Origin of the sequence: Paenibacillus andongensis (assembly GCF_025369935.1) — a bacterium.
GTDB classification, from domain to species: domain Bacteria; phylum Bacillota; class Bacilli; order Paenibacillales; family NBRC-103111; genus Paenibacillus_E; species Paenibacillus_E andongensis.
This window is the reverse complement of sequence record NZ_CP104467.1, coordinates 945001-956415: the sequence shown is the minus strand read 5'-3', so window position 1 is coordinate 956415 and position 11415 is coordinate 945001. Positions and strand designations below refer to the sequence as shown.

Genomic DNA, 11415 nt, shown 5'->3' with positions numbered 1-11415 from the left:
CGCTATATATATTCGCAGGATTCCTGCAGTTAGCGACGCATGAGAGAAGGAACCTTATGCCAACTTAACAACGTAAATAGCCCTCCAGTTCATAAACAACTGAAGGGCCATCATTTTAAATATATTACCTTTTAAGCGATTGAGGTCGGCGCTCCGAAAATACTGGTGTATCCGCTGATGCTGCTCAGGATACGCTTCGCTTCCTCATCGTTCATGGAACCATATCGCTCCACGGCATCGACAATTTTAGGAAACAAATGAATGTCTCCTGCGCTTGCGAACCCGCTCACACCGGGGAAAGATAACACAAAATGCACACAAGCATCTATAATCTGCTGCTGGTCAAAAGGTTCATACCATGTCGAGTAAGGACGCTTCTCCCCTTCCGCCCATGGTGCCTTAGCTATCGCTTTGATGACTCTGACAGCCGCATGTTGCTTATTCGCTTCTTCCATGAGTGCATCGAAAGCTTCCCGATATTCCGGCAAGCCATACATATAATAATTGAGCGGCAGGAGCACGGTTGCGAAAGGAAATCGATGTAACGCTTCCAAATGTACAATCGGAGCATCATGCCCATGTCCAGTTATGCCAATTTCCTTAACAATACCTTCAGCTTGCGCTTCCAAGGCTGCCTCCAAAGCACCACCTTTCTCTGTGCAGCGGTCTAACTCCTCCATAGAGCCTACCGCATGCAGTTGAAGTAAGTCTACAGAATCAACCCGCATCCGTTCCAGTGAGCGATAAATTTCTTCTTTCGCTTCCTTCTTCGTTCTTTGCCCTGTCTTCGTAGCTAGGAAAATATCCTTGCGAATTTGACTGATCAATGGACCCATACGTACTTCGGCATCCCCATAACTGGCTGCTGTATCAAAATGGTTAACCCCATGCTGCAAGGCAAAAGAGATGGATGCATCTGCTTCCTCTTGCGTCACATTCCCGAGACTAGCTGCACCAAACATAACGACTGAGCTTTCGTAATTCAAACGACCTATGGTTCGTTTCAACATGAATGAATTGCTCCTTCCTTACTGTTCTTACTCTTTCTCACCTTATCATTTACTGGGCCAAGAATACAGTCTTCACTGATGTATGATGCAAAAAAAAGCTTTTGGATACCAACATCCAAAAACTTTTTACTCTTGTTCAAGCCAATTAATACGTTGCCCCTTGCAAGAACTTAACGCGTTCACCCATTGGCGGAATTTCGTTGCCATCCACAATAACTTCAACAACCACAGGACCTCCATGAGAAAGCCACTCTTGCACATGCTCACTCTTTAGTTGATCCAGAGATCTAACTTCGGCATGACGTAAGCCAAGCGATTGGGCAACACCTGCAATACTAACTCTCTCTTGTGAGAAGTCTTCTAGGCACCTTTTGTATTGCAGCATATGTCCATGATAAACCATCCCGAGACGGGCATTGTTAATGACTACAAATAGGATAGGAAGATTGTATTCCTTAGCGGTTAGCACTTCGAGACCATGCATGAAGAAACAGCCGTCGCCTGTAATACAAATTGTTGGTCGAGTCGGTTCCGCTAATTGCGCTCCTAACGAGCCTCCGATTCCAGAGCCCATACCTCCGAAATTGATATCAATATCGAATTCTTGTCCGCTTTCGATTAATAAGTTTTGGATCGAATAAGTCATGAATTCACCGATATCTAGGAAGAATCGAGCATTCTTCGGTGCTGTTGCACTGAGACGACGGATCGCCGACAATGTATTCCATTTCTCTTCGCCTTGTTCGGAAGCTGCCGCTGCTTCTCCTAGCCCTTGGAATGCCTCGCTTGCATACGATCTATCTTGTCCATCAGCCGAAAGCTGCTCCAATAATTCCGCAATGACAAGCTTGATTTCACCATGTACAGGATATTGGGTTTCGTAGCACTTACCTAATTCACTTTGATCATAATCGATGTGAATGAGCTCTCTACCCGCAACCAATCGCGGTTCCCAGTTGCTTGTTGCAAGCTCGCCTAAGCTTGAACCGATGATTAGCAGTACCTCATGATCGTTACCGTTCAAGTACTCGCTCGCTCTAATATTCGCTGATAAGCCATATATCCCTAAGGAAAGCGGATGATTTTCCGGAAAGGCTCCTTTACCACGAGGCGTTGTTGCCACTTTCCACTCAAGCGTTTCAGCCAACTGTACGATGCTTTCAGACGATGCTTTAGCGCCATTCCCCAGCAGAATCGCTCCACGTAGACCAGCTGCTTTGATTCGCTCAACAGCCGCCTGCGCTGCTGCCATATCCATCGTTGGCGGCTGAACTGGAGGCAACACCGGAAGCTCTCTTTCGCCAATATCCGTCATTTGAATATCAATAGGAATCGCCAAATGCACAGGTCCCGGCACGCCGCTAATCGCGGTGTGATAGGCTTCTGCCAGAATCTCTGGCAGTTGATTGGGGTCTATAACCGTTCGGCTCATCTTCGTAATCGATGCAAAGATAGGCTCAGCATACAGCTCTTGCGCGCCCCCCTTGCCCATTTTCCCCGACGGCACAGAGCCTGTGATGAATATAACAGGAAGCTTCTGCTTCCAAGCATTCGCAGCCGGCGTCACGAGGTTCGTCGCTCCTGGTCCGCTGGATGCCACACAAATGGATGGAATACCGGTAATTCTCGTATATGCGCCTGCCATGTAACCGGAGCTGTTCTCATGCTTCGCTACGATCGGTGTAAGTTCTGGGATGTCTAAGAGGGCGTCATAAATCGCATTGATTGAGCCTGCCGGAATACCGAAAACATATCGTACACCTTGTTGTACTAGGAATCTCAATCCTACTTCAATCGCCCGCATATTGGTTACTCCCTTCCTTTAGGTAAAGTAAATTTGAATACCGAACCTTGACCTTCCGTGCTCTCAAACCAAATCCGACCGCCATGCAGTTCGATAAGTTGTTTTGAAATCGCAAGACCTAAGCCTGTCCCATTAATTTGATTATTGGCTTGATAGAATTTCGTGAAAATATTCTTCTGCTTCTCATAAGGGATTCCAATGCCACTATCATGTACTTCAACCGTAAGAACCGTTTCTTCAAAAATCGTTTTGATCGTAATCACACCCATAGGCGGTGTAAATTTAATCGCATTGGAAAGTAAATTCAATAGAATCTGCAAAATGCGCTGCTTATCGACGCTTACGACCGTATCCGTTTCAGCATCTGATTCAACAACCAGAATTAATTTCTTCTTATTGATCAAAGATTGCACAATATGAACGGATTCCTTGATGATTTCTTTGAAATCAGCTTCGGTATACACCAATTCAAATTTACCGTTTTCCATTTTAGCGAAATCCAGCAATTCATTCACTTGATCCAGCAAACGCTCGATCGACTTGGACGCAATATCCAGTAAATCCTTTTGCGAATCATTGAGACCACCGAGAATCCCTTTGCTAAGGATATCTACAGATCCTTTAACCGCTGTAATCGGCGTACGCAGCTCATGCGAAAGTGTCGCGATGAAATCGCTCTTCAACTCATTCAGATGCTCCAGCTCTCGTACTAGACCCTCTAGCTTGAAGTTAGCATGCTGCAGCTCTATCGAGCGTTCATTGACAGAGTGATCCAATGTCTCCGTATGCTGGGCATTCGAAAGCGCGGTAGCTGTAGCATCAGAAATCGATTGGCAGAATTCCAAGATGCTCGCCTCATACTTCCTCGGCTTCCCGATTGAGGGAATTGCCACAACACCATAAACGGAGCCTTTGGCTACGAGCGGAAACACCATTATACTCCGAATATCAAATGAGACGAACGCTTTATGATTAGGCCGCGGATCCGCGTACACATCCTCGATAGCCGCTGATTTCTTCTGAGTAATGACTTCATAAAGAAGGCGGTCATTTTCAATCGTTAACTTGACTTCTCTATGCTTAACCTTCCATTCGTCAACCGTTACATTCTCAGAAGACAATTGGTAGGGTTCAATCGTGTGCTCTTTTTCATTATATAGATGAATTCCAATATCCTTGGACCCACTGGCTTTGCGCATGTAATGGAAAAAAGTATTCAGAACATCTTTGACAGACAATGATTCCGACAAAGCTTTCGTCGCGTCAAGAAGAAGCTGCTGCTTCTCCATCAGAAGCTGCCGTTGTTCGAACATACGGATGTTGCGAATCGCCACACTGGCCATGTTGACGAAAGCTTCTGTAACTTCCATTTGCTCCTGAGTGATATTCATCGGTTTACCGAAATCGTGTACGAACACAAGTCCAAACACGTCATTATCTACAATAACGGGAATCCCGAGGATCGATTTGATTTTTAACAATTGTCTCTTAGATTGATCCAATCTTAGATCGATACTCGTATCAGAAATATAGTCGCTAGCTTGGTTGCGTAGAATATCCCTAACAAACTCATCTTCTCTAGGATCAATGAGCAGCTCCGTTATATCTACAGGCAGTTTATTGCCTTTGTATCCTTGAAAAGTACCATCCGGCTGTTTCAAGAAAAAACCAACAAGATCTGCTTGCGTAATCTCTCCAGCTATCGCGTCAACGAAGACTTGCAGGATTTCTGACATTTCAAACTGAGAATTAATAACCTTCGTCATTTGAAATAACTTTTGAAAACTTTTCAATTCCATGACCATGCCCCACCCATTCCCCTTTTATTAACGAATCTTTATTTGATGTCTTCCATTATTCTTGGCTCCGAGAAGTGCAGAATCAGCTTGCGTAATGATTTGATCAAAAGAGGTAGGATCGAAATTTTTCGTCAACCCGATGCTCACTGAAAATTCCTGTGATTTATGCGGTGCCAAACTAACCTTTAAACCGTCGACAGCCTTAATAATGCTATCTGCAATTTCTACACAATTCGCCTCATTTTGGAGTAAGACCAAGTACTCGTCCCCGCCATACCGAAAGGCTAGATCATGCTCGCAAGAGATTTTCGACGATATGATCGTTGCAACTTCCCTCAAAACTTGATCCCCAACCAAATGACCATAGTTATCATTAATGTCCTTAAAATAATCCATATCCACCATCATAGCGGCTTGAAATTGCTTGGTTCCCTCTTTGATCATCCGAATGGTAATATCCAGGTATGCTCGATTATATAAACCAGTTAACGCATCCACATAAACCAATTTGGCTAATTGTTTATTGTCTTTCTTCAGGTTTTTAACCTTCGCTTTTTGGTGGAGGGCTATTTCAACCTTTCGTTCCAGCACATCCAGATCGAATGGCTTGGTCAAATAATCAATGGCTCCTAAGCGTAGTCCTTGTAAAATATCTTCTTTCTGTGCATTTGCAGATAAGAAAATAATCGGAATATCAAAATCGCTTTGAGCTATTAATTGTTTACATATTTCAAATCCAGTCACGTCAGGCATCATCACATCAAGCAAAATAAGATCAGGTGCCGTCTCTTTGACCATAGAGAGAGCCTCTTTTCCATCCTCAACCGTGATGATTTCATAATGTAACGAATTTAAAAATATTCGAAGTATATTTAAATTATGGGGTTCGTCATCGACGATAAGAATGCGACATTTCATTAATCTATCCCAGCTTTCATTACTAAAATAGTTGCCTGTTGCTAAGTTATTATCCATTCATTTGCATCTGCTCATCGATGATACTTAAGAAAATTCGCACCAATTCCTCATCAAACTGCTGGCCCGCGTGAATAAGGAGCTGTTCCCTGACTTCATGCACGTGCAGCGAATCTCGGTATACTCTCGTAGAAGTCATCGCATCAAATGCATCTGCAATACTTACAATGCGTACAAGCAAGGGAATGTCTTCACCCTGCAGATTATCTGGATATCCTCTCCCATCCATGCGTTCATGATGCCATTTTACAATAGGCAGAAGGTGCTCAACATCCGGCAAATCTTTGAGCAGCTCATAGCCAAATACAGGATGTTGGCGAATGACGTTAAATTCTTCATCTGATAATCGCCCGGGTTTCATCAAAATATGATCGGGAATTGCTATTTTACCAATGTCATGCAAAAGAGCCCCTAACTTCAGGCGTTCCAGTTCAGTCTCACTTACACCCACTTTAGCTCCAAGCAAAGTAGAGTAGAAAGCGACATTATAACAGTGATCAACCGTAAAGCTATCTTTAACCCTTAACGTATTAAAAAGATTCTCGTAAGCTTTCTGTTTCAGCACTTGTCTCCGGAATTGAATCTTTTTAATCAATTGTTCCATATGCAGTTTAATGAGATTGCACAGATGCAATTGATCCTCCGTAAGTTGAATATCAGAAGGAAATGAGAATAATAAAGCCCCGTAAGATAGACCATGCTTGATATGAAAACCGTATATACACTCATATTTACTCAATATAAGATAATTTTTTATATGTCCTTCTGCCTTATGTACAGACAAATGTATTCCATCAGGATTTCGGTAAAAAAACTGCATTTGGAGCACAATTTGTTGTAACTGTTCCATGACTGCCGTACTAATATTAACCGAATAAGAAGCTGGGGTGCTCTGATGTTTCTCATCTATAAGAAAGAGAGAGATATGCTCGCAGCCAATTGTTTTCTTGGCGATATCACTCAATTGTCCGATCGATTCGAAGATGGAATCAGAATTTATCACATTTTTAAAAAACAATGAATTCTGCATAGATGTACCTCTTATTCTTCTCAAATAAACTTCCCCAACTATTTAATTAGTACTAGTTCTTCTTAATAAGGAGATTCTCCTCTATTATAAATAAAAATTTCCATTATTTTAATATTTTTTTACTCATATTGCTATATAATTACTCATTTTTTGTTAATTTCTTGGATTATTCTCTCGATTTCTGTCAGATCACTTGCGTAGATCCCGCAACAAAAGGAAAAAGACCAGCCTATTTCTGATGAAATAGACTGACCTTTTCTAGTTATAAAGATCTAGTTAGCTGACATAATCGGCTTAATGAGTGATAACAAGAGCTTTGTGTCCTCTTTACTAATTTGGGAGAAAGGGTTAGACGGATTGTTGAGAGTTAGCAGGATCTGTTCGATGTCGATTGCTGTAGTTCCCGTAAAGTATTTTTGCTTAAGCGCATTTTGTACCTGATAAGACGTAGTATTGTCATAAATATAGACCGGTGAGCCATAAGGAGACAAGTGGTTATTATAGTCCATTGTATAAATCGATATTAAATTTGTTCCTTGTGGAATCGTGATAGAAGAAGGTATAGAGAGTCTCCATGGTGCCCCTATAGGTACATGGCCTATTTCAACCGGAATCACATTATACCCTGTAAAATAAGCATAGTACGCCTTAATGTTCGACTCATCGTTGTCTTGACTCCATGTGATATGTCCACGGATACTGCGATAGTGCTCGTCCCAATCAATGAATTGAATCGTTGGGGGAAGCGGATAATAAGCTGGTATGTCATTCTCTTTGCCATTTTCTAGCACAGAGTATATCGCAATCTGCGTTGCGCCATTCGGGATGCTGATAAGCTCGTTAATATTTAGACTGTTATAATTCATAGTATTATCATTGATACGAGGTTCAAAGGCAGAACCGATCAGTTGTAATTTTGTACCATGTGCATCGGTAAAATAAATGGTTTGACCCGCTAGTTGAAGAAGCATATTACGATCTGACGTTACTTCCCATCTTAACCAACCAGCTATTTTCCCTGCTTTCGGGTAATTCAGCTGCCCTTCGACAATCCTCGGTACAGGCAAATTGGATGTTATAGGGACAGACGTTAATGGATCCGATAAACGATTATCATACATGGATAGAATGGGCCAACTTCCAGGTTCTTCTCCATTGCTGTTATTTACTACTACTCCGATTTCTGCGACATCTGTTGGCAGCGTTGGCAGAGTAAACTGATAAATTTTATCCGCCCTTTTTTCGACAACACCCAAATGATGCTCTATATTTAGTGCATTCTTGGTACGATAAAAAACTCGGTAGCCTGTAACTTGAGATTCATTCACAGATCCAGTCCAATTCAGTACTCCATCAATAACTCCGCCGGCCGGATTAGTATCCTTGAAAAGTACTTGACCAGGCGAATACAAGGATGATTTCCAAATCGGACGTGTCACCTGAGCCAAGACAGATGATTCTGACTGCAACTCCAAGCCTATCCTTGTCGCTCCCGCTGGGATGGAAATCCCAACCGGCACTGTGTAAATATTAGCATTAGGATTAATACCAGAATAAACATTACCAACTACCGTGTTATTATTATCAAAAAAATTAATATTTATTTTGCTATCCTGTGGTATTGTACCGTATGTGCTCCAATAAACAGTCCCTTTAATTTGATCTAGAGAAGAGTATTCAAAAGGGTCATAAATATAAAAATTCATTATTTCAACTTGACCACTCCTATGCTCCAACGTTACTTCATGCTGATAGTTACCACTAACTTGACCGCCAATATATGTATCGTTGAAATACCCAGGAGCTGAGATGTAGATGTTATAATTTGCAACTGGCAAATTTTCTAGTTTGCCATATCCATTCCCATCTAACTGAATTCGTAATGGAAACGGTAAATTCGGTGAAGTAACAACAACCTTTGCTGAGCTAACTGGTTTTGACTCTGGATTTTTCACGGTGACTTCAATGGAAGCAGCTGAAACACCTGCGCCACCCGGCAAAACCGTTGCTGAAACCTTATCAATATTAGGTAACCCTAGCAGCAATCCGATTGTAACAATTAAAGCTGCTATCCATTTTGAATGACTTATTTTCATCTAACTCTCCCCTTAGACCAATAATCTGTTCATATTTCATTCGACATGATTTGACATCTTCCTCTATTTTTATAGGTAAAAATAACCTCTTCTCAGTTAACTTATAAGTGAGAAAGAGGTTTTGAGTGGGTACGTTCAATAAACTCAATACCGCAAGGGTAAGTCTTGATCGCCTTCATCTACAATGAAAATGTCATCTTCATGCTTTAACTGTCATCCTAATTGCCGCTTCAAGCCGAGCTCCACAAAAAAAAGCATAATCTAGCAGTGAATTCACTACTAAATTATGCTTTAATATGATCGGGACGACACGATTTGAACATGCGACCCCCTGCTCCCAAAGCAGGTGCTCTACCAAGCTGAGCTACGTCCCGGAACTACTATGATATTCTAAAAAAAATGGCGCGCCCTGAGAGATTCGAACTCCCGACCTTTTGATTCGTAGTCAAATACTCTATCCAGCTGAGCTAAGGGCGCTTAATAAAATGGAGCGGAAGACGGGGATCGAACCCGCGACCCTCGCCTTGGCAAGGCGATGCTCTACCGCTGAGCCACTTCCGCATAGGGATCCCCAAGCCGTATCGTACGACTTGGGGATGATTGATGCGCGTAGAGGGACTTGAACCCCCACGGTCGCCCGCTAGATCCTAAGTCTAGTGCGTCTGCCAATTCCGCCATACGCGCATGCTGTAAATAAGGCAAATGGTGAGTCATGTAGGATTCGAACCTACGACACCCTGATTAAAAGTCAGGTGCTCTACCAACTGAGCTAATGACTCGCATCATTGGTTGCGGGGGCAGGATTTGAACCTGCGGCCTTCGGGTTATGAGCCCGACGAGCTACCGGGCTGCTCCACCCCGCGTCATAGTTAGATATGATCCCTACAATTGTTGCTAATACCCTTGCGGGTACTGCTTGGCAACGTTCTACTCTCCCAGAACCCTGCGGTTCAAGTACCATCGACGCTGGAGGGCTTAACGGTCGTGTTCGAGATGGGAACGCGTGGGTCCCCTCCGCCATCATCACCAAACAGTCAAAGCGTGGTTTGCGCCTTGAAAACTAGATACGAAACTTGCGTAAAGTAACACTCAGGGTTTTGGTTAAGCCCTCGACCGATTAGTATTCGTCAGCTGCATGCATTGCTGCACTTCCACCTCGAACCTATCAACCTCGTCGTCTACAAGGGGTCTTACATACTGGGAAATCTCATCTTGAGGGGGGCTTCGCGCTTAGATGCTTTCAGCGCTTATCCCCTCCGTACATAGCTACCCAGCGATGCCTCTGGCGAGACAACTGGTACACCAGCGGTACGTCCATCCCGGTCCTCTCGTACTAAGGACAGCTCCTCTCAAATTTCCTACGCCCGCGACAGATAGGGACCGAACTGTCTCACGACGTTCTGAACCCAGCTCGCGTACCGCTTTAATGGGCGAACAGCCCAACCCTTGGGACCTACTTCAGCCCCAGGATGCGATGAGCCGACATCGAGGTGCCAAACCTCCCCGTCGATGTGGACTCTTGGGGGAGATAAGCCTGTTATCCCCAGGGTAGCTTTTATCCGTTGAGCGATGGCCCTTCCATTCGGTACCACCGGATCACTAAGTCCGACTTTCGTCCCTGCTCGACTTGTAGGTCTCGCAGTCAAGCTCCCTTATGCCTTTGCACTCTGCGAATGATTTCCAACCATTCTGAGGGAACCTTTAAACGCCTCCGTTACATTTTAGGAGGCGACCGCCCCAGTCAAACTGCCCACCTGACACTGTCCCCATACCGGATTACGGTACCAGGTTAGAACTCCGATACGATCAGGGTGGTATCCCAACGGCGCCTCCACCCAAGCTGGCGCTCAGGCTTCAAAGGCTCCCACCTATCCTGTACAGATCGTACCAAAGTCCAATATCAAGCTGCAGTAAAGCTCCATGGGGTCTTTCCGTCTTGTCGCGGGTAACCTGCATCTTCACAGGTATTAAAATTTCACCGGATCTCTCGTTGAGACAGCGCCCAAGTCGTTACGCCATTCGTGCGGGTCAGAATTTACCTGACAAGGAATTTCGCTACCTTAGGACCGTTATAGTTACGGCCGCCGTTTACTGGGGCTTCAATTCATAGCTTCGGGTTGCCCCTAACCACTCCTCTTAACCTTCCAGCACCGGGCAGGCGTCAGCCCGTATACTTCGCCTTGCGGCTTCGCACAGACCTGTGTTTTTGCTAAACAGTCGCTTGGGCCTTTTCACTGCGGCCCCCTCGGGCTATTCACCCTACCGAGGCACCCCTTCTCCCGAAGTTACGGGGTCATTTTGCCGAGTTCCTTAACGAGAGTTCTTCCGCGCGCCTTAGAATTCTCTTCTCACCCACCTGTGTCGGTTTGCGGTACGGGCACCTTCGCCTGGCTAGAAGCTTTTCTTGGCAGTGTGAACTCATGACCTTCGGTACTTAAAGTTTCCCTCCCCATCACAGCCCAGCCTTACGGTTAGCGGATTTGCCTACTAACCAGCCTCACTGCTTGGACGAGCATCCATCAGCTCGCGTCACTATCCTTCTGCGTCACTCCATCGCTCATAACGGCTACGGTGGTACAGGAATTTCCACCTGTTGTCCATCGACTACGCCTTTCGGCCTCGCCTTAGGTCCCGACTTACCCTGAGCGGACGAGCCTTCCTCAGGAACCCTTAGGTTTTCGGCGGATCAGATTCTCACTGA

The 11415-nt window shown here is 44.4% G+C and carries 6 protein-coding genes, 6 tRNA genes and 2 rRNA genes (1 of these 14 only partly in view); all 14 read right to left on the bottom strand.

Features of this window, described 5'->3' with window-relative positions:
• Positions 1-131: 131 nt before the first annotated feature.
• Positions 132-1010: an aldo/keto reductase gene (locus NYR53_RS04360; RefSeq protein WP_261304075.1), complete on the bottom strand. Its 879-nt coding sequence runs from the start codon at positions 1008-1010 to the stop codon at positions 132-134.
• 145 nt (positions 1011-1155) lie between these two features.
• Positions 1156-2814 (bottom strand): thiamine pyrophosphate-binding protein, encoded by a 1659-nt coding sequence (locus NYR53_RS04355; RefSeq protein ID WP_261304074.1) that lies wholly within the window; start codon positions 2812-2814, stop codon positions 1156-1158.
• A gap of 5 nt (positions 2815-2819) precedes the next feature.
• On the bottom strand, positions 2820-4613 hold the full coding sequence (locus NYR53_RS04350; protein ID WP_261304073.1) for a GAF domain-containing sensor histidine kinase: 1794 nt from the start codon (positions 4611-4613) through the stop codon (positions 2820-2822).
• A gap of 27 nt (positions 4614-4640) precedes the next feature.
• Positions 4641-5588, bottom strand: coding sequence for a diguanylate cyclase (locus tag NYR53_RS04345; protein ID WP_261304072.1), 948 nt, complete (start codon positions 5586-5588; stop codon positions 4641-4643).
• Positions 5581-6618, bottom strand: coding sequence for an HD-GYP domain-containing protein (locus tag NYR53_RS04340; protein ID WP_261304071.1), 1038 nt, complete (start codon positions 6616-6618; stop codon positions 5581-5583). The genes NYR53_RS04345 and NYR53_RS04340 overlap by 8 nt, the downstream gene beginning before the upstream one ends.
• Before the next feature lie 272 nt (positions 6619-6890).
• Entirely contained in the window at positions 6891-8714 is a 1824-nt protein-coding gene (locus tag NYR53_RS04335; RefSeq protein WP_261304070.1) for a carboxypeptidase-like regulatory domain-containing protein, read from the bottom strand.
• 300 nt (positions 8715-9014) lie between these two features.
• Positions 9015-9088: transfer RNA gene (locus tag NYR53_RS04330), tRNA-Pro, on the bottom strand.
• 26 nt (positions 9089-9114) lie between these two features.
• Positions 9115-9191: transfer RNA gene (locus tag NYR53_RS04325), tRNA-Arg, on the bottom strand.
• A gap of 9 nt (positions 9192-9200) precedes the next feature.
• A tRNA-Gly gene (locus NYR53_RS04320) sits at positions 9201-9275 on the bottom strand.
• A 43-nt stretch (positions 9276-9318) separates the two neighbouring features.
• Positions 9319-9398 (bottom strand) — tRNA-Leu (locus NYR53_RS04315).
• A 19-nt stretch (positions 9399-9417) separates the two neighbouring features.
• Positions 9418-9493 (bottom strand) — tRNA-Lys (locus NYR53_RS04310).
• A 7-nt stretch (positions 9494-9500) separates the two neighbouring features.
• Positions 9501-9577, bottom strand: a tRNA-Met gene (locus NYR53_RS04305).
• A 51-nt stretch (positions 9578-9628) separates the two neighbouring features.
• A 5S ribosomal RNA gene (rrf, locus tag NYR53_RS04300) occupies positions 9629-9745 on the bottom strand.
• 66 nt (positions 9746-9811) lie between these two features.
• Positions 9812-11415, bottom strand: a 23S ribosomal RNA gene (locus NYR53_RS04295) (it continues 1312 nt past the right edge of the window).